Origin of the sequence: Frigoribacterium sp. PhB118 (assembly GCF_003751725.1) — a bacterium.
GTDB lineage: Bacteria > Actinomycetota > Actinomycetes > Actinomycetales > Microbacteriaceae > Frigoribacterium.
In genome coordinates this window covers 344,034-365,021 of record NZ_RKID01000001.1, presented here as the reverse complement: position 1 = coordinate 365,021, position 20,988 = coordinate 344,034, and the positions used below count along the sequence as shown (strand labels likewise).

The following is a 20,988-nucleotide window of genomic DNA, read 5'->3' as shown; positions in this document are numbered from 1 at the left end:
TCGTCGTGTCGGCGGGGCGTACGCTCACGGCATGTCCGTGGACGCCCGTCATCCCTCGTGCTTCGAGTTCGAGGCCCGCTTGTACGTGGTGCCGTCCTGGAGCGGTCACGGTGTGGTCGAGACTCGTCGCAGCCTCGGCCCCGAGATCCGAGAGACCAGCCGAGGAGGCGCGGGGGTGGGCCGGTGGGCAGCTCTCGGTGCCCTCGTGGGCGGCTCGTTCCTCGGGGGAGTGGCGGCGACCGTGTGGCGGGTCGACGGCCTCTGGGCCCTCTCGCTGATCTTCGTCCTCGGCGCCGCGGTCGGGGCCGTGCTGGCGATCGGCACCCGGACGATCTTCCAGGAGGGGGCGGGTGACCAAGCTCGTGGGACCGCGGCGCCGAGTCCACCGGAAGGACCTCTGCCTGCCGTCGAGGTGCCGTGGGACGTCGCCCGGGCGGCGCCCGAGGACTCCACCGGGGACGAACTGGTCCTCTGGGCGACCTTGACCAGCCGATACCGCGAGGCGCGGGAAGCCCTCGTCGCCGGTGGCGGCGAGGACGACCGGTTCACCGACCCGAGGGAGGCCGGAGCACGGATCGCCGAATGGGAGAGCGCCTACCGGACTGCGAGCCGGGACTACGAGCCGGTGGCGCGCCTCCTCGGCTTTCCCCTGCCGTGAGATGGCCGACCCTCCCACCCGAGACGGGAACGGAGAAAGCCCCGACCCGCCGGAGCGGATCGGGGCTTTCGGTTCAGTGGCGGGCGAGCCCGCCGACTGACGGCGTCACGAGGACGCCACCGAGTCAGATGACGCGGATGTTCTCGGCCTGGAGGCCCTTGTTGCCCTGAGCCGTGTCGAACTCGACCTTCTGGTTCTCTTCCAGGTTGCGGTAGCCGTCGCCGGCGATCGCGGAGAAGTGCGCGAAGACGTCAGTGGTTCCGTCGTCGGGGGTGATGAAGCCGAAGCCCTTTTCGGAGTTGAACCACTTAACGGTGCCTGTTGCCATTTTTCTTGTTCCTTCAATCAGAGTTGTCGATCTCGATTTCGAGATCGCTCGTCGCGGTGCCTTTTTGTCCGCTCCCTCTGAGAACGACGCCACCGTCGGAACCCCTCTCGGTGAGAGGAGGCCTTCGGCACGTCGCGAGATACAAATGCGTAACACAACAACCAGTTCCATCAGCGTAGTGCACGGATGCCCACGAACACACCCTCTGAGCAGAACTCGTGTCGGTGTGTCGGCCCGATGACCGGACGAGGCAAGGAGAGCCACATCTCGTCGGTCGGCTTCGCGCCGGGGCTGGTGCCGGATGTGGGACTCGAACCCACACGCCCTCACGGACAGAGCATTTTGAGTGCTCCGCGTCTGCCATTCCGCCAATCCGGCGCACAACAACCAGGTCGACAATACCGTAGGCTTCACGTCGTGAGTGACCAGGAAGCAACCCCAGCAGCACCCCGTCGCGTCGTCGTGGCCGAAGATGAGTCCCTCATCCGCCTCGACATCGTCGAGATCCTCCGCGACAACGGTTTCGAGGTGGTGGGAGAGGCCGGGGACGGCGAGACCGCCGTCGCCCTCGCCACCGAGTTGCGCCCCGACCTCGTCATCATGGACGTCAAGATGCCCCAACTGGACGGCATCTCCGCCGCCGAGCGGCTCTCGAAGGCGCACATCGCGCCGGTCGTCCTCCTGACCGCGTTCAGCCAGAAAGAGCTCGTCGAGCGGGCGAGCGAGGCAGGCGCCCTCGCCTACGTCGTGAAACCCTTCACCCCCAACGACCTGCTGCCCGCGATCGAGATCGCCCTCTCGCGGTACGCACAGATCATCACCCTCGAGGCCGAGGTCGCCGACCTGGTCGAGCGCTTCGAGACCCGCAAGCTCGTCGACCGGGCGAAGGGGCTCCTCAACGAGAAGATGGGGCTCACCGAACCCGAGGCCTTCCGATGGATCCAGAAGGCGTCCATGGACCGCCGCCTGACGATGCACGACGTGGCCCAGGCGATCATCGAACAGTTGAGCGCCAAGAAGTAGTCGTCCGCGACGAGAGAAGGCCCGCCCCGACGATCGGGGCGGGCCTTCTCTCGTCGGCTCACCGGTCGCGGGCGTCCGTGAGGAAGTTCGTGATGCGGACCGTCGACAACAGCCGACCGCGATCGTCGGTCATGACGACCTGGTGCGTCGTGAGCGTGGAACCGAGATGGATGGCCGTGCAGGTGCCCGTCACCCACCCGGTCGCCGCCGAGCGGCTGTGGCTCGCGTTCAGTTCGATGCCCATCGCGACGCGTCCCGCTCCCGCGTGCACGTTCGCCGCCACGGACCCGAGGGTCTCGGCCAGGACGACGTGCGCGCCGCCGTGAAGGATGCCGACGGGTTGGGTGTTGCCGTCGACGGGCATCCGACCCACGGCACGCTCGGCGCTCATCTCGTCGATCACGATGCCCATCTTCTCGGCCAGGGCACCGACACCCCGTCGTCGGAACAACTCGACGGCGGCATCGCTCAGGGACGCGTCCGACGCGACGGTCCTCTCGGCGTCGTTCGGGACGGCGGACGGAGTGCTCATGGTTCTCCGGTGGATCGGACCGGGGCGCCCGGCGACGGTGTCGGGGGTGCCCGCTAGGCTGACGTGGTGACGGACGACACGAAGCCTACCCTCCTGGTCATCGACGGCCATTCCCTGGCGTTCCGGGCCTTCTACGCCCTCCCGGTCGACAGTTTCGTGAACCGCGAAGGTCAGCACACCAACGCCATCCACGGCTTCATCTCGATGCTGCTCAGCCTGCTCAAGGCCGAGAAACCGACGCACCTGGCCGTCGCCTTCGACATCTCTCGCTTCTCCTTCCGCACCCGCGAGTACCCCGAGTACAAGGGCACGCGGTCCGAGACCCCGCCCGAGTTCGTGGGCCAGATACCGCTTCTCCAAGAGGCGTTGCACGCCATGGGCATCACCACGATCACCAAAGAGGACTTCGAGGCCGACGACATCCTCGCGACCCTGGCGAGCCGCGGTCGCGACGACGGGTACCGGGTCCTGGTGGTCTCCGGCGATCGCGACGCCATCCAGATGGTCAACGACGACGTCACCCTCCTCTATCCCTCGGCCCGCGGCGTGAGCGAACTCACCCGGTACGACCGCGACAAGGTCTTCGAGCGATACGGCATCGAACCCCACCAGTACCCCGAGGTCGCCGCTCTCGTCGGCGAGACGAGCGACAACCTCATCGGCATCGACAAGGTGGGGGAGAAGACGGCCGTCAAGTGGATCAACCTCTACGGGGGTCTCGACGAGATCATCGCTCGTGCGGACGAGATCAAGGGCGTCGTCGGGCAGAAGCTCCGCGAGCAGAAAGAGAACGCCATCCGCAACCGCCGGCTCAACCGGCTGGTGACCGACGTCGAGCTCCCGGTGGGGCCGGGTGACCTCGAGCGCCGGGCGATCGACGAGGCGGCCGTCCGAGAGCTCTTCGACAAACTGCAGTTCCGCACCCTGCTCGAGCGCGTCCTGGCCCTGTCGGGATCGACCGAGCCCTCCGCGGCGAACGCGGGTGAGACAGCGGTGACGGCGGCCCCCGAAGGCCTCCCCGTCGTCCGGACCCTCATCGACGAAGAACTGGCCTTCTGGCTGAAGAAGCATGCGTCCGACCCCGAGAAGCCCGTCGGCCTCACGGTCGAGTACGGCGCGGACGGCATCGTCGGGCTCGGCATCTCGTCCCTCGACGAGTCGGCGTACGTGCCCTGGGCCGCGGGTCGCGGCGACTACGTGGCCCTCGAGGCCTGGCTGGACGACGCCACGCCCAAGGTGGTCCACGACGCGAAGCGCGCCTACAAGGCGCTGTCGCGGGCCGGCCTCACGCTGACGGGCATCGCCGGCGACCCGCGGATCGCCGCCTGGCTGCTGCGCCCGGGCCGCACCTCGTTCGCCCTGTCCGACCTCGTCTACGAGCAACTGGGAGAAACGCTGCCCGTCGGCGATCCCAACCAGCTCGTGTCGGCGGACGACGACGTCAACGTGGCCTCCGAGGCCTGGTACGTCCTCCGATTGTCCGAGTCGTTGGTTGCCGCCCTCGACGAGGGCTCCCGTCGGGTGCTCACCGAGATCGAGCTGCCCCTGGTGCCGGTGCTCGGAGACATGGAACTCACCGGTGTCGCCGCCGACCGCGACACGCTCAAGGCGCTCTCGCTCCGTCTGGGTGAACAGGCCGGCGAACTGGCCGCGGCGGCGTTCGCCGAGATCGGACGCGAGGTCAACCTCGGCTCACCCAAGCAGCTGCAAGAGGTGCTGTTCGAGCAACTCCAGATGCCCAAGACCCGAGCGACCAAGACGGGCTTCTCGACCGACGCCGCCTCCCTGGCCGATCTGCAGGAGAAGCACCCGCACCCCTTCCTCGACCTGCTCCTGAAGCACCGCGACGCGACGAAGCTGCGCCAGATCATCGAGACCCTCGAGAAGTCGATCGCCGACGACGCGCGCATCCACACGACGTACGACCAGACGGGCACGACGACCGGGCGCATCTCGTCCGTCGACCCGAACCTCCAGAACATCCCGGTCAAGGCCGCCGTCGGTCGCGAGATCCGCGCCGCGTTCGTGCACGGTCCCGATTACGAGACGCTCCTCACGGCCGACTACTCGCAGATCGAGATGCGCATCATGGCGCACCTCTCGGGCGACGAGGGGCTGATCCAGGCGTTCAACGAGGGCGAAGACCTGCACCGGTTCGTCGGTGCCCGCATCTTCGGGGTCGAACCCGCCGACGTCAGCCCGGCCATGCGCACGAAGGTCAAGGCCATGTCCTACGGCCTCGCCTACGGGCTCAGCGCCTTCGGCCTGTCGAAGCAGCTGCGCATCGAGACCGCCGAGGCACGCCAGCTCATGACCGACTACTTCGCCCGGTTCGGTGCCGTACGGGAGTACCTCCGCAACGTCGTCGAGCAGGCGCGCGAAGACGGCTACACCGAGACCATCTACGGTCGGCGCCGCCCCTTCGCCGACCTCAAGTCCCCGAACCGCGTCCTGCGCGAGAACGCCGAGCGGGCCGCCCTGAACGCCCCGATCCAGGGCTCGGCCGCCGACATCATGAAGATCGCGATGCTCGGTGTCCGATCCGAACTGGACGAGCGAGAGATGGGGTCGCGCGTGCTGCTGCAGGTGCACGACGAACTCATCGTCGAGGTCGCACCGGGCGAGGTCGACGACGTGCGCGAGATCGTGCGTCGGCGCATGAGCGGGGCGGCCGACCTGCGCGTGCCGCTCGACGTCAGCGTCGGCCTCGGCGAGAGTTGGGACGCAGCGGCCCACTGAGCCCCGGGCGCCGCGGCGCCGAACGGCCACGGACCCTGAGGTCCATCTCGGCGACGTCGCACGTCGCACGTCGCACGTCGCGCGTCGCCCGTCGCCCGTCGCACGTCGCCGAGACGGTCCGTCCTGCCCTTCTGCGCGCGCCTCCTGTCCCCGGGGTCCTACGACCCGGCCCGAGCGGCCCCGCTCGGGCACGTGCTGCCCGTTCATCGGGCATCGGTTGCCCATCGGGCAGCCAATCGACGCCCCACTCGGGCACAAACGGACACGACACGCGGTACAGACTTGACCGGGCCACACAAACGGACTTATATAAGCGCAGATCAACAACAGTTGAACTCCTTCCGCACTTCCGCACCACCGGTCAGCCCCCGAGGCGGCCGTGCAGTCCGACGACGAGGTCTCCCATGTACGCACCGGAGCGTCACCAGCAGATCCTCGACACGGCCCTGTCCCGGGGCCGAGTCGAGGTGGCCGGTCTCGCACGAGAGCTCTCGGTCGCGCCCGAGACCGTGCGCCGCGACCTGACCGCCCTCGAGCGCCGGGGCGTCCTCCGCCGCGTCCACGGAGGCGCCATCGCCGTCGAGCGCCTCGGCATCGAGCCTCCCGTGGTCGACCGGGAGGGAACGGCCGCGTCCGAGAAGGAGCGCATCGCCCGGGCCGCCCTCGACGAACTGCCCGACGGCGGCTCGATCATCGTCGACGCCGGCACCTCGACCATCCGTCTGGCCGAACTCCTGCCCCTCGACCGGGAGCTGACCGTGGTCACCCACTCGCTCGCCGTCGCCACCATCCTCATCAGCCGACCGAACGTCACGCTCCACCTGCTCGGCGGCCTCATCCGCACCCGCACGTACTCCGCGGTGGGGGACTGGACGCGGGCCCAGATCGCCGACGTCTTCGCCGACGTCGCGTTCATCGGGACGAACGGCGTCTCGGTGGAGCGTGGGATCAGCACCCCCGACCTGGCGGAGGCGCGGGTCAAGCGCGCGCTCATCGCCGCGTCACGACGCACAGTTGTCCTCGCCGACCACACCAAGTTCGGTCGCGAGGACTTCGCCAAGGTCGCACCGCTCACCGACGTCGACACCGTCATCACCGACTCCGGCGTGGACGCCGAGCTGGCCGACGACGTCGAACAGGCCGGCCCCCGGGTCGTGATCGCATGACGCGACCCCGACCGGCCCCCCTCGTTCCCTCCCGACGCACCACAGCACCTCGCACCACCTCCATCACCCCACACCCCTCTCGTCGCTGAGAGAAACAAGGAGAAGTCGTCACCATGTCCGAATTCACCCCCACCGTCACCGGTACGGGAGCCCGAGCGCGCGTCCAGCGCTTCGGCGGCTTCCTGGCCGGCATGATCATGCCGAACATCGGCGCCTTCATCGCCTGGGGCCTCATCACGGCCCTGTTCATCCAGACCGGTTGGACGCCGGTGCCCCAGCTCGGCGGCTTCGGCGAGATGTCCGACGGCACCCCGTGGCCCGGCCTCGTCGGTCCCATCATCAAGTACCTGCTGCCGATCCTGATCGCCTACACGGGTGGTCGCATGGTCCACGGTCAGCGCGGTGCCGTCATCGGCGCCGTCGCCGTCATGGGCGTCATCGTCGCGACCGACGTGCCCCAGTTCCTCGGCGCGATGATCGTCGGCCCGCTCGCCGCCTGGGTCCTCAAGCAGTTCGACAAGCTCGTCGACGGCCGCATCAAGTCCGGCTTCGAGATGCTCGTCAACAACTTCTCGCTCGGCATCATCGGTGGCGCCATGGGCGTGCTCGCCTTCTTCGGCCTGGCCCCGGTCACCACCGCGATCACGAACGTCTTCGGCGGCGCCGTCGGCTTCCTCGTCGACCGTGGCCTGCTGCCCCTGGCGTCGATCATCATCGAGCCGGCCAAGGTCCTGTTCCTCAACAACGCCATCAACCAGGGCATCCTCACCCCCCTCGGTGGCACGCAGGTGCAGGAGGCCGGCAAGTCGATCCTCTTCATGCTCGAGTCGAACCCCGGCCCGGGTCTCGGCATCCTCCTCGCGTACCTCTTCTTCGGTCCGCGCGCCATCCGCCCCTCGGCCCCGGCCGCGATCATCGTGCACTTCTTCGGGGGCATCCACGAGATCTACTTCCCGTACGTGCTGATGAAGCCGATCCTGCTCGTCGCCGCCGTCCTCGGTGGAGCGACCGGCATCGCGACGTTCGCCCTGTTCAACGTCGGGCTCGTCGGCCCTGCCTCGCCCGGCAGCATCATCGCCTACACGCTCGTCGCCGCCCGCGGGGACCTTCTCCCGATCTACCTGGGTATCCTGCTCTCGGCGGCCGTCTCGTTCGTCGTCTCGTCCCTCCTCATGGGCTTCGGTCGCAAGGAGAACCGCGAGGCCCGTGCCGAGGACTCCGCCGCACAGGAGCAGGCTCTCGCCGACGCCCAGGCCGCCACCGCGGCCAACAAGGCCACCAGCAAGGGCACCGCGGCACCCACCGCCTAGCCCGCCCGCACCACCAGTCAGCACCACCACCACACAAGGAGAAGGTCATGGCAACCCTCGACGGTTCCAGCATCAAGAAACTCATCGTCGCGTGCGACGCGGGCATGGGCAGCAGCGTCATGCTGGCGTCCACGCTCAAGAAGCAGCTGAAGAAGAGCGGTGTCACCGTCGAGCACTCGCCCGTCGCGTCGATCCCGTCGGACGCCGACGTCGTCGTCACCCAGAACAACCTCGCCGAGCGTGCCCGCGGCGTCGTGCCGAACGTGCCCGTCGTGCCGTTCCAGCTGTTCATGGGAGACCCCAACGTCGCCAAGGTCGTCAAGGCGATCCAGGACGGCTCGACGGTCGAGGTCTGACGATGACCGACCAGCAGGCACCCGAGCTCTCGGCGCTCCTCGCGGAGTCGTCCATCCGACTCGACGAGGTCGCCGCCTCGCGTGACGAGGCCATCCGCAAGACGGGTCGGGCCCTGATCGACGCGGGTGCGATCGACGAGTCGTACGTCGACGCCATGTTCGAGCGCGAGAACTCGGTGTCCACCTACGTCGGCGAGGGTGTGGCGATCCCGCACGGCACCCTCGCCGGCAAGGACTCGGTCAAAGAGGACGCCCTCGTCGTGCTGCGGTTCCCGACCCCGGTCGACTGGGACGGCAACGAGGTCTCGGTCACGGTCGGCATCGCCGCCAAGGGCAACGGCCACATCGCCATCCTCAGCCAGCTCGCCAGCATCCTGATGGACCCCGACAAGGCCGCCGCCCTGCGCGGGTCGACCACGACCGCCGAGGTCTACGAGTTGCTCGCGTCGACCGACGACGACGACTGATCCCCACCCCCTCCAGAGGAGAAGACATGCCAGAACGTTCCGTCACCATCGCCTCGAGCGTCGGGCTGCACGCCCGCCCCGCCTCGTTGTTCAGCCAGGCCGCCGGCAAGACCGGCGCCAAGGTCACGCTGACCTCCGCGGCCGGCAAGAGCGTCAACGCCGCCAGCATCCTCGGCGTGCTCTCGCTGGGCATCGGCCACGGTGAAGAGGTCGTCGTCGCGACCGAGGGCGACAACGCCGAGGCCGCCCTCGACGAACTCGTCGCGCTCCTGGCGACCGACCTCGACAAAGAGTAGGTACCGACACCAGAACGGGACGCCCGCCGACGAGAGTCGGCGGGCGTCCCGTTCGTCGTGGGAGCCGAGGAGGCGCGGTGCGGGGCCCCCTGCACCGCGCCTCCTGCGTCACTAGGCTCGTCGGCATGACCGATGCCGCGACGACGCCGACCCCTCGCACGCCCACCCCCGTCGACGGGGTCGCCGAACGCTGGGTGGACACCCTCTGCGAGCTCGACCCCACGACCGCGACCTGGATCGGCCGTGAGGGCCGGACGGGCGAGTACGGCGACTACTCGCCCGACGGTCATGCCCGACGCGTCGAGGCCGTCCGGGCCACGCTGGCCGAACTGCGGGCCACCACCCCCGTGGACGACGTCGACCGGGTCACCCGGGACGACCTGACGAGCGAGCTCGAGCTCGAGCTGCTCTACGCCGAACAGCGCCTCGAGTTGCGCGACCTCAACGTGATCGCGTCACCCGCCCAGGGCATCCGCGACGTGTTCGACCTCATGCCCACCGCCTCCGAGCGCGACTGGGTCGACGTCGCGACCCGCCTCGGCCGGGTACGGACCGCCGTCGACCAGTACGTCGAGACGTTGCGCGCGGGCATCGCCGGGGGAGTCACCCCCGCCCGGCGCCAGGTCGAGAAGGTGGCCGAGCAGTGTGCCCGCATCGGTGCCGACGACGGCTTCTTCGCCGAGTTCGTGCGGGACGCCCGGCTCGGTGACGGCACCGAACCCGGAACGGCGCTCGGCCGGGACCTCTCGTCGGGCGCCTCGTCGGCGGCGGAGGCCTACGTCGACCTCCGACGCTTCCTGCTCGACGAGTTGCTCCCCGCGGCGACGGCCGACGACGCCGTCGGGCGCGACGCCTACGCCCTGCACTCGCGACGGTTCCTCGGAGCGACGGTCGACCTCGACGAGACCTACGAGTGGGGGATCGACGAGCTCGCCAGGATGACGGCCGAACAAGAAGAGGTCGCCCGGTGGATCGAACCCGGGGCGTCGGTCTCCCGGGCCATCGAGCTGCTCGATGCCGATCCCGCACGCCAGCTCGACGGCACCGACGCACTCCGCGCCTGGATGCAGGAGCTCAGCGACCGCGCGGTCGCCGAGCTGGGTCGGGACCAGTTCGACATCCCCGAGCCGGTCCGCCGGCTCGAGTGCCGCATCGCACCGACCAAGGACGGCGGCATCTACTACACGAGCCCCAGCGACGACTTCTCGCGTCCGGGCCGCATGTGGTGGTCCGTGCCCGAGGGGGTCACCCGTTTCGGCACGTGGCGCGAGACGACGACGGTCTTCCACGAGGGGGTCCCCGGCCACCACCTCCAGCTCGGTCAGGCCGTCCACAACCGGGCCACGCTCAACACGTGGCGTCGCCAGCTGGCCGGCACCTCGGGGCACGCCGAGGGCTGGGCCCTGTACGCGGAACGGCTGATGGACGAGCTCGGTTGGCTCGGCGACCCGGGCGACCGGCTGGGCATGCTCGACGGTCAGCGCATGCGTGCCGCGCGTGTGGTGCTCGACATCGGGGTCCACCTCGGCAAGCCGTTCCCCGGCGGTGGCGGGCGGTGGGACGCGACGAATGCCTTCGCCTTCATGTCGGACAACGTCAACATGGACACCGAGTTCGTGCGCTTCGAGGTCGACCGGTACCTCGGCTGGCCGGGGCAGGCGCCGTCGTACAAGGTCGGTCAGCGCATCTGGGAAGACCTCCGTGCCGAACGCGCCCGTCGAGACGGCGCCACCTTCGACGTCAAGGCCTTCCACCGCGACGCCCTTCAGCTGGGCGGGGTCGGGCTCGACACGCTCAGGCGGGCACTGCTCGCGTGAGTCGGCGCGACCCGCGACACGCCGTTGCCCACACCTGCGGCGCCGCGCTAAGATTACCGAGCGCTATCTGCGTCGACATTTCCGCACGCCGCGTTCGACACACCCTCCCGAACACCGTTCGAGGGACGAGCACGGCCCGATTCATGCCCGTACTGGAGCACTAACTACATGACAACCGTAACGACCAAGGCACCCAAGCAGGTCGCCATCAACGACATCGGATCCGCTGATGACTTCCTGGCCGCGGTCGAGAAGACCCTGAAGTTCTTCAACGACGGCGACCTCATCGAGGGCACCGTCGTGAAGATCGACCGCGACGAGGTCCTCCTCGACGTCGGCTACAAGACCGAGGGCGTCATCCCCTCGCGCGAACTCTCGATCAAGCACGACGTCGACCCCACCGAGGTCGTCGAGGTCGGCGACACGGTCGAGGCCCTCGTCCTCCAGAAGGAAGACAAAGAAGGCCGTCTGATCCTGTCCAAGAAGCGCGCTCAGTACGAGCGTGCCTGGGGCGACGTGGAGAAGATCAAGGACGCCGACGGCGTCGTCACCGGTACGGTCATCGAGGTCGTCAAGGGTGGCCTCATCGTCGACATCGGCCTCCGTGGCTTCCTCCCCGCATCGCTCATCGAGCTGCGCCGCGTCCGCGACCTCACCCCCTACCTGGGCCAGGAGATCGAGGCCAAGATCCTCGAGCTCGACAAGAACCGCAACAACGTGGTCCTGTCGCGCCGTGCCCTGCTCGAGCAGACGCAGTCCGAGAGCCGCACGACCTTCCTCAACAACCTCCACAAGGGCCAGGTCCGCAAGGGCGTCGTCTCGTCGATCGTCAACTTCGGTGCGTTCGTCGACCTGGGCGGCGTGGACGGCCTCGTGCACGTCTCGGAGCTCAGCTGGAAGCACATCGAGCACGCCAGCGAGGTCGTCGAGGTGGGCCAGGAGGTCACCGTCGAGATCCTCGAGGTCGACCTCGACCGTGAGCGCGTGTCGCTCTCGCTCAAGGCCACCCAGGAAGACCCGTGGCAGGTGTTCGCCCGCACGCACGCGATCGGTCAGGTCGCTCCGGGCAAGGTCACCAAGCTCGTCCCCTTCGGTGCGTTCGTCCGCGTGGCCGACGGCATCGAGGGCCTCGTGCACATCTCCGAGCTGTCGGCGAAGCACGTCGAGCTGGCCGAGCAGGTCGTCGCCGTCGGCGACGAGGTGTTCGTCAAGGTCATCGACATCGACCTCGACCGCCGTCGCATCTCGCTGAGCCTCAAGCAGGCCAACGAGGGCGTCGACCCCGAGGGCACCGAGTTCGACCCGGCGCTCTACGGCATGCTCACCGAGTACGACGACCAGGGCAACTACAAGTACCCCGAGGGCTTCGACCCCGAGACGAACGAGTGGCGCGAGGGCTTCGACTCGCAGCGCGAGAAGTGGGAGCAGGACTACGCTGCCGCCCAGGCGCGCTGGGAAGCCCACAAGAAGCAGGTCGCTGCCTCGCTCGTCGAAGAGACGACGTTCGACGCTCCCACGGGTTCGTCCTTCTCGGCCGAGTCCGCTTCGGGCGCCGGCACCCTCGCCGACGACGAGTCGCTCGCCGCTCTGCGCGAGAAGCTGTCGAACAACAACTGAGTCCCTCCGGTCTCGACCAGAAGGCGGTTCCCCCTCGGGGGAGCCGCCTTCCGGCGTTTCCGGCGTAGTCTCGACGTCGTGTTCGTCTGTGGATTGACCGGTGGCATCGCTGCCGGCAAATCGGTCGTGGCCCGTCGACTCGCCGAACGAGGCGCGGCGCACATCGACGCCGACGCCCTCGCCCGCGAGGTGGTCGAGCCCGGATCCGCCGGACTCGAGGCCGTCGTCGCCCGCTTCGGGTCCGACGTCCTGCAGCCCGACGGTTCCCTCGACCGAGCCGCCCTGGGGGCGATCGTCTTCGCCGATGCCGCTGCACGCCGTGACCTCGAAGGGATCACCCACCCGGCCGTGCACGAGCTCTCGGTCCGGCGCATGTCCGACGCCGTCGCGGACGACGCGGGTCGCGTCGTCGTCTACGACGTGCCCTTGCTCGTCGAATCGCGGGGGACCGACGGCTTCGACGTGGTCGTCGTCGTGCACGCCCCGCGCGAGGTCCGCCTGAGGCGACTCGTCGAGCTCCGCGGGATGGACGACGAGGAGGCGCGGCGTCGCGTGGACGCGCAGGCGGACGACCGGACGCGGCTCGCCGTGGCGGACCTCGTCGTCGACTCCTCCGGTTCGCTCGAGAGCACGCTGGAACAGGCGGACGACCTCTACGACCGTCTGCGTTCGCTGTCAGCGGCGAAGCAGGCGGCCTCCCACGACACGAGTGTCGGTGGTCCCTCCTAAGCTGGAATCCATGGAACCGACCCGCAGTGTGCGCCCGTTCGAAGTCATCAGCGAATTCGAACCCAGTGGCGACCAGCCGGCCGCCATCGCCGAACTGGCGGGGCGCATCAACGCCGGCGAGACCGACGTCGTCCTGCTCGGCGCCACCGGAACGGGCAAGTCGGCGACCACCGCCTGGCTCGTCGAGCAGGTGCAACGGCCCACGCTCGTGCTCGCCCACAACAAGACGCTCGCGGCCCAGTTGGCGAACGAGTTCCGATCGCTCTTCCCGAACAACGCCGTCGAGTACTTCGTCTCGTACTACGACTACTACCAGCCCGAGGCCTACGTCCCGCAGACCGACACCTTCATCGAGAAGGACAGCTCGGTGAACGCCGAGGTCGAGCGGTTGCGGCACTCGACGACGAACTCGCTGCTGAGCCGACGCGACGTCATCGTCGTCTCGACGGTCTCCTGCATCTACGGGCTCGGCACCCCCGAGGGCTACATGGAGGCCATGATCGCCCTCCAGGTCGGCATGCGGATCGATCGCGAGACGCTCATCCGGCGGTTCGTCTCGATGCAGTACCAGCGGAACGACATCGACTTCTCCCGTGGCAACTTCCGCGTGAGGGGAGACACGATCGAGATCATCCCGATGTACGAAGAACTGGCCATCCGCATCGAGATGTTCGGCGACGAGGTGGAGGCGCTGTACGCCCTCCATCCGCTTACGGGCGACGTCGTCAAGACGATGGACGCCGTCTCGGTCTTCCCCGGTTCGCACTACGTCGCGGGCACAGATGTCATGCACCGCGCCATCGGCACCATCAAGGACGAACTCGCCACCCGCCTCGACGAGCTCGACAAGCAGGGAAAGCTCCTCGAGTCCCAGCGCCTGCGCATGCGCACGACCTTCGACCTCGAGATGATGGAACAGATCGGCTTCTGCAACGGCATCGAGAACTACTCCGCGCACATCGACGGTCGGTCGCCCGGCGAGGCACCCCACTGCCTGCTCGACTACTTCCCGGACGACCTGCTCGTGGTGATCGACGAGTCGCACGTCACCGTGCCCCAGATCGGCGCCATGTACGAAGGCGACGCCTCGCGCAAGCGCACCCTCGTCGACCACGGCTTCCGGCTTCCCAGCGCCCTCGACAACAGACCCCTCAAGTTCGAGGAGTTCCTCGACCGGGTCGGCCAGAAGGTCTACCTCTCGGCGACGCCCGGCAAGTACGAGCTGGGCATCACCGACAGCGTCGTCGAGCAGATCATCCGACCCACCGGGCTCATCGATCCCGAGATCGTGGTCAAGCCGTCCGCGGGCCAGATCGACGACCTGCTCGAAGAGATCCGCACACGGGTCGAGATCGATGAACGTGTCCTGGTCACCACCCTGACCAAGAAGATGGCCGAAGAACTCACCGACTTCCTCACCGAGGCCGGAGTGCGAGTCCGCTACCTGCACTCCGACGTCGACACGCTCCGGCGGGTCGAACTGCTCACCGAACTGCGGCAGGGCGTCTACGACGTGCTCGTCGGCATCAACTTGCTCCGTGAGGGCCTCGACCTCCCCGAGGTGTCGCTCGTCGCGATCCTCGACGCCGACAAAGAGGGCTTCCTCCGTTCGTCCACGTCACTCATCCAGACAATCGGCCGTGCGGCACGAAACGTCTCGGGTCAGGTCCACATGTACGCCGACGTGATGACCGACTCGATGAAACAGGCGCTCGAAGAGACCGATCGTCGTCGAGAGAAGCAGGTCGCCTACAACCTCGAGCGAGGCATCGACCCCCAACCGCTCCGCAAGAAGATCGCCGACATCACCGAGGTCCTGGCCCGAGAAGGTGCCGACACCGCACGCCTCCTCGCGGATCGCCAGGGTGGCAAGCGCGCCCCCACGCCGAACCTCCGCCGCGAGGGCAAGGCCGCCAGCGCCGCGAACGGCCTCGAAGCGATCATCGCCGACCTCAACGAGCAGATGCTGCAGGCCTCGGCCGAGCTCAAGTTCGAGTTGGCCGGTCGGCTCCGCGACGAGGTCGCCGACCTGAAGAAAGATCTGCGACAGATGGAGGCGGCCGGTCATGCCCGGTGATCGTCGACGCGTCGTCGTCACGGGTGCGACCGCAGGGCTCGGCTATTACTCCGCCGAGCGGCTCGTCGCGGCCGGTCACCAGGTCGTCCTCGCGGCCCGCGACGCCGAGAGGGCCGTGCGGGCCGCCGATCTCCTCCGCAGCCGCGTGCCCGGGGCGGACGTCGACACGGTCGCCCTCGACCTGGCCGACCTCGCGTCGGTCCGCACGGGTGCATCCGCCATCGCCGCCGGCGGACCGGTCGACGGCCTCCTGGCCAACGCCGGCGTCGTCGGCTCCCGTCGGCGTCAGACGACGACCGACGGGTTCGAGCTCCAGTTCGGCACCAATCATCTCGGCCACTTCGCCCTGGTCTCGCACCTCATGCCGGCCCTCGAGTCGGCAGGGCGGGCTCGAGTCGTGCACCTCGGAAGCATCAGCCATCGGTGGGTGCGACTCGACCTGGACGATCCCATGATGGTCTCGAGCTACTCCGGCGCGGTCGCCTACGCACGTTCCAAGCTCGCGGTCATGACCTTCGGCTTCGACCTCGACCGTCGCCTCCGGGCCGCCGGATCCTCGGTCTCCAGCGTCGTCGCCCACCCGGGGTTCTCGTGGGACTCGCTCAGCGACCCGCGCCCGCCCGTCGTCGAGCCCCGCCGCCCTCCCGCCGTCCTCACCTCGATGATGCACGTCTTCTCCCAGGGCAAGGAGGTCGGAGCAGAGCCTCTCGTCCACGCCCTCGTGGGCGAAGACGTCCACGGCGGGGAATACTGGGGTCCGGCCGGATGGTTCCAGTTGACCGGCGCTCCGGCCCGCGTGCCCGCGAAACGTCACAGCCGTGACGAGTCGGTGGCATCGCGTCTGTGGCAGGTGTCCGCCGGCCTGACGGGCGTCCATCCGACCGTCTCGTCCCCGGCCCCCTGACCCCGCGCCGCCGGCTGCACCTCCCGCGGGCCCGCCCGCCACGACGACGAGTGTCGTCCACATCGACAGAATGGTAAGAGTGTCCATCTCACCTGTAGAAGGTTCCTCCACGCTGAGCGTCCGGGGTGCCCGAGTGCACAACCTGAACAACGTCGACCTCGAGATCCCACGTGACTCGTTGGTCGTCTTCACCGGATTGTCCGGCTCGGGCAAATCGTCCCTGGCGTTCGACACGATCTTCGCCGAGGGGCAACGTCGGTACGTCGAGTCCCTGTCGGCCTACGCGCGGCAGTTCCTGGGTCAGGTCGACCGTCCCGACGTCGATTTCATCGAGGGCCTGAGCCCGGCCGTCTCCATCGACCAGAAGTCCACGAACCGCAACCCGCGGTCCACGGTCGGCACGATCACCGAGATCTACGACTACATGCGCCTCCTCTGGGCACGCATCGGCGTTCCGCACTGCGCCGTCTGCGGCGAGAAGATCAGCAAGCAGAGCGTGCAGCAGATCGCCGACCAGCTCATGACCCTCGAGTCGGGCATCCGGTACCAGGTGCTGAGCCCCGTGGTCTCGCAGAAGAAGGGCGAGTTCGTCGACCTGTTCGCCGAGCTCGCGTCCACGGGGTACTCCCGGGCCATCGTCGACGGTGAGCAGATCCAGCTCAGTTCGCCGCCCAAGCTGAAGAAGCAGATCAAGCACGACATCTCGGTCGTGGTCGATCGCCTCGTCGCCTCCGACCAGGCGCTGACCCGTCTGACCGACTCGCTCGAGACCGCCCTGCGCCTGACGGACGGCCTGGTCACGATCGACTTCGTCGACACCGACGAGGGCGCGGCCGGCAAGTACCGGACGTTCTCCGAGAAGCTCTCGTGCCCGAACAACCACCCGGTCCAGCTCACCGAGATCGAACCCCGCACGTTCTCGTTCAACGCCCCCTTCGGCGCTTGTCCCGAGTGCTCCGGACTCGGCACGAAGATGTCGGTCGACTCCGACCTGCTGCTCGGCGACCCCGAGCTCAGCCTCGCCGACGGAGTCATCCTGCCCTGGACCCAATCCGGCAAGGGGCTCTACAACTACTTCCAGAAGCTCCTCGAGGGCTTGGCCGGTGATCTGGGCTTCAGCCTCAAGACGCCCTGGCACGAGCTGCCCGAGAAGGTCCGACAGGCCGTCCTGCAGGGCAACGACTTCGAGGTCACCGTGAAGTGGCGCAACCGCTTCGGCCGAGAGATGACCTACTCGACGGGCTTCGAGGGTGTCATGCCCTACATCGAGCGCAAGTACGCCGAGGCCGAGACCGACACGCAGCGCCAGCGCTACGCGTCCTACCTCCGCGAGATCCCGTGCGTCGTCTGCAAGGGCAAGCGGCTCAAGCCCGAGGTCCTCGCCGTCCTGGTCGACGGGCACGACATCGCGAGCGTGTCCGAACTCAGCCTCGCCGACGCGTTCGGGTTCATGAACAGCCTCACCCTCACGACCCGCGAGGCGCGCATCGCGGCCCAGGTGCTGCGTGAGATCCGGGTCCGACTCGAGTTCTTGCTGGAAGTGGGTCTCACGTACCTCTCCCTGGCCCGCGCCGCGGGGTCCCTCTCCGGTGGAGAAGCCCAGCGCATCCGCCTCGCGACCCAGATCGGGTCGGGTCTCACCGGAGTCCTCTACGTCCTCGACGAGCCGAGCATCGGCCTCCACCAGCGTGACAACCGCCGACTCATCGACACGCTGGTCAAACTCAAGAACCTCGGCAACACGTTGATCGTCGTCGAACACGATGAAGACACCATCAAGACGGCCGACTGGGTCGTCGACATCGGCCCGGGTGCCGGCGTCAACGGCGGCACGGTGGTGCACTCGGGCAGTTACGAGGACCTCGTCGCGAACACCGACTCGTACACCGGCGACTACCTCGCCGGGCGGCGCTCCATCGAGACCCCGACCAGCCGTCGCCCCGTCGACAAGAAGCGCATGATCTCGGTCGTGGGCGCCAAGGCCAACAACCTGCGCGACGTCACCGTCGACTTCCCCTTGGGCACCTTCGTCGCGGTGACAGGCGTCAGCGGCTCGGGCAAATCCTCGCTCGTCAACGACATCCTGTACAAGGTCCTGGCCAACCAGCTCAACGGAGCCCGTCAGATCCCCGGCAAGCACACGCGGGTCACGGGCCTCGACGCCCTCGACAAGGTCGTCCACGTCGACCAGGCGCCGATCGGTCGCACCCCGCGCTCGAACCCGGCGACCTACACGGGTGTCTTCGATCGCATCCGTACCCTCTTCGCCGAGACGACCGACGCGAAGGCCCGCGGCTACCTGCCGGGCCGGTTCAGCTTCAACGTCAAGGGCGGCCGCTGCGAGAACTGCGCAGGTGACGGCACGATCAAGATCGAGATGAACTTCCTTCCCGACGTCTACGTCGCCTGCGAGGTGTGCGGTGGTGCGCGGTACAACCGCGACACCCTGGCGGTGCGGTACAAGGGCAAGAACATCTCCGAGGTCCTCGAGATGCCGATCAGCGAGGCCGCCGAGTTCTTCGCCCCCATCTCGGCGATCTCCCGCTTCATGTCGACGCTGGTCGACGTCGGCCTGGGCTACGTGCGACTCGGCCAGAGCGCCACCACGCTGAGCGGGGGCGAAGCGCAGCGCGTGAAGCTCGCGACCGAGCTGCAGAAGCGCTCCAACGGGCGCAGCGTCTACGTGCTCGACGAACCGACGACCGGCCTGCACTTCGAGGACGTCCGCAAGCTCCTGCTCGTGCTGAACGGTCTGGTCGAGAAGGGCAACACCGTCATCACGATCGAGCACAACCTCGACGTCATCAAGTCCGCCGACTGGCTGATCGACATGGGCCCGGAAGGAGGTGCGGGTGGCGGCACCGTCATCGCCACCGGAACCCCCGAGCACCTCGCGACCGTGCCCGAGAGCCACACGGGCGTCTTCCTGAAGGAGATCCTCGAGTCGGGTCACACCGTGCCGCGGGTGCAGAAGAAGAAGGCCACGTCGACGCGACGCCGGGAGGCCGTCGAAGCACGATGAGCAACACCGTCTCCTGGCGTCCGAAAGCGGGCGAGATCCCCACCGACCCCGGCGTCTACCGCTGGCGTGACGAGCGGGGGAGGGTGCTGTACGTCGGCAAGGCCAAGAACCTCCGGGCCCGGCTGAGCAACTACTTCGCACCGCTTCCGTCGCTGCACGAACGCACCCGACGAATGGTCCTCACCGCTCGATCCGTCGAATGGACCGTGGTGGGCAGCGACATCGAGGCCCTGCAGCTCGAGTACACGTGGATCAAAGAGTTCGACCCGCCCTTCAACGTCAAGTTCCGCGACGACAAGACCTACCCGTTCATGGCCGTCACCCTGGCCGACGAGGCCCCTCGGGTGATGGTCACGCGCAACCCGCGCATCAAGGGGGCCAAGTACTTCGGGCCGTACCCGAAGATCTGGGCCGTCCACGACACCATCGACCTGATGATCAAGGTCTTCCCGATCAGGACCTGTTCCGACAGCAGCTACAAGAAGGCCATGCAGACGGGCAAGCCCTGCTTCCCGGGGCAGATCGGTCGTTGTGGGGGGCCGTGTTCGCACAAGGTGTCGATCGACGAGCACCGGGCGATCGTCGACGAGTTCGTCAAGTTCATGGGCAGCTACGACAAGAGGGTGATCGCCGACCTGCAGCGCTCCATGAAGACGGCCGCCGTCGAGCAGCGCTTCGAGGACGCGGCCACGTACCGCGACCAGGTCCAGGCCCTCGAGGCCGTGCTCGACAAGTCGGCGGTCGTCCTCCGCGACAACGTCGATCTCGACCTCTACGCCCTCGCCGAGGACGAGCTGGCGGCCGCCGTCCAGCTCTTCACGGTGAGGGGCGGTCGTATCCGTGGTTCCCGCGGCTGGGTCGTCGACAAAGAGATCGACATCTCGACCGGCGACCTCGTCGAGCAGGTCCTGCAGGGCATCTACACCGCCGGCGCCGAGCTTCCCCGCGAGATCGTCGTGACCGAGACGCCGGACGACAACGACGCCCTCGAGAGCGTGCTCAGCACACTCCGCGGGCGGGGACGGGTCCAGATCCACACGGCACAGCGCGGCGAGAAGGCCAACCTGATGCAGACGGCGACCCTCAACGCGCAGCAGTCGCTCATGCTCTACAAGACCCGTCGCAGCGCCGACTTCGCCACCCGGTCGACCGCCCTGGCCGACATCCAGGAGGCCCTCGGCATGAGCGACGCGCCCTTGCGCATGGAGTGCTACGACGTGTCCCACCTCTCGGGCACGAACATCGTCGCCTCGATGGTGGTCTTCGAGGACGGCCTGCCGCGGAAGGACCAGTACCGGCGTTTCAACATCCCCCGGTCGACCGACGACACCGAGTCGATCTACCAGACGCTCAGCCGCCGTCTCTCTCGCCTCGACGACGAACTCGCTCCCGTCGAGGAGGTGGGAGAGCAACGCAAACGGTTCGCCTACCGCCCCAACCTCCTCATCGTCGACGGCGGACAACCCCAGGTGGCGGCGGCCCGACGAGCACTCGACGACGCCGGCGTCACGGACATCGCGCTCTGCGGGATCGCGAAACGGCTCGAGGAGATCTGGCTGCCCGACGACGACTTCCCGGTCATCCTCCCTCGCAACAGCGACGCGCTGTTCCTCATCCAACGCATCCGCGACGAAGCGCACCGGTTCGCGATCACACACCAGCGACAGCGTCGCAAGCGCGACATCTCGACGCAGCTCGCGGAGATCCCGGGGTTGGGGCCCTCCCGGGTGGCCGTGCTCCTGAAGCACTTCGGCTCGGTCAAGCGGTTGAAGGATGCCGAGGCAGCGGACATCTCGGCCATCCGCGGCATCGGCCCGACGCTCGCCGCCGCAGTCGTCGAGCGGCTTCGCGGAGCCGAGGACGTGGCGGCCGACGACGTGGCGGCCGACGACGTCGTGCCCCCCACGAGCCCCGCCTAGACTCGATGCACCGCATGCCGACCCGGAG

Annotated in this window: 17 protein-coding genes and 1 tRNA gene; 15 read left to right on the top strand and 3 right to left on the bottom strand. The window is 68.1% G+C overall.

All coding sequences use genetic code 11. The features are described 5' to 3' along the window. Nucleotides 1-31: 31 nt before the first annotated feature. Nucleotides 32-658, top strand: coding sequence for a hypothetical protein (locus EDF21_RS01645; protein ID WP_123570083.1), 627 nt, complete (start codon nt 32-34; stop codon nt 656-658). Between the two features lie 124 nt (nt 659-782). Here the strand turns inward: EDF21_RS01645 and EDF21_RS01640 are convergent, their stop codons facing one another. Together EDF21_RS01640 and EDF21_RS01635 are read right to left on the bottom strand one after the other, a co-directional pair. Next, a complete protein-coding gene (locus EDF21_RS01640; RefSeq protein WP_043592793.1) occupies nt 783-986 on the bottom strand; it encodes a cold-shock protein in 204 nt (67 codons plus the stop codon). Between the two features lie 292 nt (nt 987-1,278). Then, a tRNA-Leu gene (locus tag EDF21_RS01635) sits at nt 1,279-1,364 on the bottom strand. A 39-nt stretch (nt 1,365-1,403) separates the two neighbouring features. Here EDF21_RS01635 and EDF21_RS16630 point away from each other — a divergent pair. Then, complete coding sequence (locus EDF21_RS16630) at nt 1,404-2,009, top strand: ANTAR domain-containing response regulator (RefSeq protein WP_043592796.1); 606 nt, start codon at nt 1,404-1,406, stop codon at nt 2,007-2,009. Between the two features lie 58 nt (nt 2,010-2,067). Here EDF21_RS16630 and EDF21_RS01625 read toward each other — a convergent pair whose 3' ends face one another. Further along, nucleotides 2,068-2,421, bottom strand: coding sequence for a PaaI family thioesterase (locus EDF21_RS01625; protein ID WP_233568385.1), 354 nt, complete (start codon nt 2,419-2,421; stop codon nt 2,068-2,070). A gap of 186 nt (nt 2,422-2,607) precedes the next feature. On the opposite strand from EDF21_RS01625, the gene polA reads away from it, so the two are divergent. From polA to uvrC, 13 genes are all read left to right on the top strand, one after another. Next, nucleotides 2,608-5,280 carry a DNA polymerase I gene (polA, locus tag EDF21_RS01620; RefSeq protein ID WP_056047436.1) on the top strand — a complete coding sequence of 891 codons (2,673 nt, stop codon included), beginning with the start codon at nt 2,608-2,610 and terminating at the stop codon, nt 5,278-5,280. A gap of 404 nt (nt 5,281-5,684) precedes the next feature. Next, nucleotides 5,685-6,446: a DeoR/GlpR family DNA-binding transcription regulator gene (locus EDF21_RS01615; protein ID WP_056045263.1), complete on the top strand. Its 762-nt coding sequence runs from the start codon at nt 5,685-5,687 to the stop codon at nt 6,444-6,446. A gap of 113 nt (nt 6,447-6,559) precedes the next feature. After that, nucleotides 6,560-7,756: a PTS mannitol transporter subunit IICB gene (locus EDF21_RS16965; protein WP_056045261.1), complete on the top strand. Its 1,197-nt coding sequence runs from the start codon at nt 6,560-6,562 to the stop codon at nt 7,754-7,756. Between the two features lie 47 nt (nt 7,757-7,803). Next, nucleotides 7,804-8,112, top strand: a complete 309-nt coding sequence (locus tag EDF21_RS16960; protein ID WP_054146078.1) for a PTS lactose transporter subunit IIB — start codon at nt 7,804-7,806, stop codon at nt 8,110-8,112. 2 nt (nt 8,113-8,114) lie between these two features. Next, nucleotides 8,115-8,579 carry a PTS sugar transporter subunit IIA gene (locus EDF21_RS16955; protein ID WP_056045258.1) on the top strand — a complete coding sequence of 155 codons (465 nt, stop codon included), beginning with the start codon at nt 8,115-8,117 and terminating at the stop codon, nt 8,577-8,579. A gap of 26 nt (nt 8,580-8,605) precedes the next feature. Then, nucleotides 8,606-8,875 (top strand): HPr family phosphocarrier protein, encoded by a 270-nt coding sequence (locus EDF21_RS01595; protein WP_043592801.1) that lies wholly within the window; start codon nt 8,606-8,608, stop codon nt 8,873-8,875. A gap of 125 nt (nt 8,876-9,000) precedes the next feature. Beyond that, nucleotides 9,001-10,692 (top strand): DUF885 domain-containing protein, encoded by a 1,692-nt coding sequence (locus EDF21_RS01590; protein WP_123570082.1) that lies wholly within the window; start codon nt 9,001-9,003, stop codon nt 10,690-10,692. Nucleotides 10,693-10,860: 168 nt separating this feature from the next. Continuing rightward, nucleotides 10,861-12,309 (top strand): 30S ribosomal protein S1, encoded by a 1,449-nt coding sequence (gene rpsA, locus EDF21_RS01585; protein WP_043592805.1) that lies wholly within the window; start codon nt 10,861-10,863, stop codon nt 12,307-12,309. A 78-nt stretch (nt 12,310-12,387) separates the two neighbouring features. Beyond that, nucleotides 12,388-13,038, top strand: coding sequence for a dephospho-CoA kinase (gene coaE, locus EDF21_RS01580; protein WP_056045251.1), 651 nt, complete (start codon nt 12,388-12,390; stop codon nt 13,036-13,038). Between the two features lie 10 nt (nt 13,039-13,048). Then, on the top strand, nt 13,049-15,115 hold the full coding sequence (gene uvrB, locus EDF21_RS01575; RefSeq protein WP_043592809.1) for an excinuclease ABC subunit UvrB: 2,067 nt from the start codon (nt 13,049-13,051) through the stop codon (nt 15,113-15,115). Beyond that, entirely contained in the window at nt 15,105-16,019 is a 915-nt protein-coding gene (locus EDF21_RS01570) for an SDR family NAD(P)-dependent oxidoreductase (RefSeq protein WP_056045248.1), read from the top strand. Before uvrB ends, EDF21_RS01570 begins: the two co-directional genes overlap by 11 nt. Nucleotides 16,020-16,089: 70 nt before the next feature. Then, nucleotides 16,090-19,041, top strand: coding sequence for an excinuclease ABC subunit UvrA (gene uvrA / locus EDF21_RS01565; RefSeq protein ID WP_123570081.1), 2,952 nt, complete (start codon nt 16,090-16,092; stop codon nt 19,039-19,041). Beyond that, nucleotides 19,038-20,960, top strand: coding sequence for an excinuclease ABC subunit UvrC (gene uvrC, locus EDF21_RS01560; RefSeq protein WP_123570080.1), 1,923 nt, complete (start codon nt 19,038-19,040; stop codon nt 20,958-20,960). Before uvrA ends, uvrC begins: the two co-directional genes overlap by 4 nt. The last annotated feature ends 28 nt before the right edge of the window (nt 20,961-20,988 follow it).

Excerpts from the sequence above, each read along its gene's own strand:
- EDF21_RS01645 (WP_123570083.1), top strand. The coding sequence starts at position 32 with ATGTCCGTGGACGCCCGTCATCCCTCGTGCTTCGAGTTCGAGGCCCGC.
- EDF21_RS01640 (WP_043592793.1), bottom strand. The coding sequence starts at position 986 with ATGGCAACAGGCACCGTTAAGTGGTTCAACTCCGAAAAGGGCTTCGGC.
- EDF21_RS01625 (WP_233568385.1), bottom strand. The coding sequence starts at position 2,421 with ATGGGCATCGTGATCGACGAGATGAGCGCCGAGCGTGCCGTGGGTCGG.
- EDF21_RS01615 (WP_056045263.1), top strand. The coding sequence starts at position 5,685 with ATGTACGCACCGGAGCGTCACCAGCAGATCCTCGACACGGCCCTGTCC.
- EDF21_RS16965 (WP_056045261.1), top strand. The coding sequence starts at position 6,560 with ATGTCCGAATTCACCCCCACCGTCACCGGTACGGGAGCCCGAGCGCGC.
- EDF21_RS16960 (WP_054146078.1), top strand. The coding sequence starts at position 7,804 with ATGGCAACCCTCGACGGTTCCAGCATCAAGAAACTCATCGTCGCGTGC.
- EDF21_RS16955 (WP_056045258.1), top strand. The coding sequence starts at position 8,115 with ATGACCGACCAGCAGGCACCCGAGCTCTCGGCGCTCCTCGCGGAGTCG.
- EDF21_RS01595 (WP_043592801.1), top strand. The coding sequence starts at position 8,606 with ATGCCAGAACGTTCCGTCACCATCGCCTCGAGCGTCGGGCTGCACGCC.
- EDF21_RS01590 (WP_123570082.1), top strand. The coding sequence starts at position 9,001 with ATGACCGATGCCGCGACGACGCCGACCCCTCGCACGCCCACCCCCGTC.
- rpsA (WP_043592805.1), top strand. The coding sequence starts at position 10,861 with ATGACAACCGTAACGACCAAGGCACCCAAGCAGGTCGCCATCAACGAC.
- uvrB (WP_043592809.1), top strand. The coding sequence starts at position 13,049 with ATGGAACCGACCCGCAGTGTGCGCCCGTTCGAAGTCATCAGCGAATTC.
- EDF21_RS01570 (WP_056045248.1), top strand. The coding sequence starts at position 15,105 with ATGCCCGGTGATCGTCGACGCGTCGTCGTCACGGGTGCGACCGCAGGG.
- uvrA (WP_123570081.1), top strand. The coding sequence starts at position 16,090 with ATGGTAAGAGTGTCCATCTCACCTGTAGAAGGTTCCTCCACGCTGAGC.
- uvrC (WP_123570080.1), top strand. The coding sequence starts at position 19,038 with ATGAGCAACACCGTCTCCTGGCGTCCGAAAGCGGGCGAGATCCCCACC.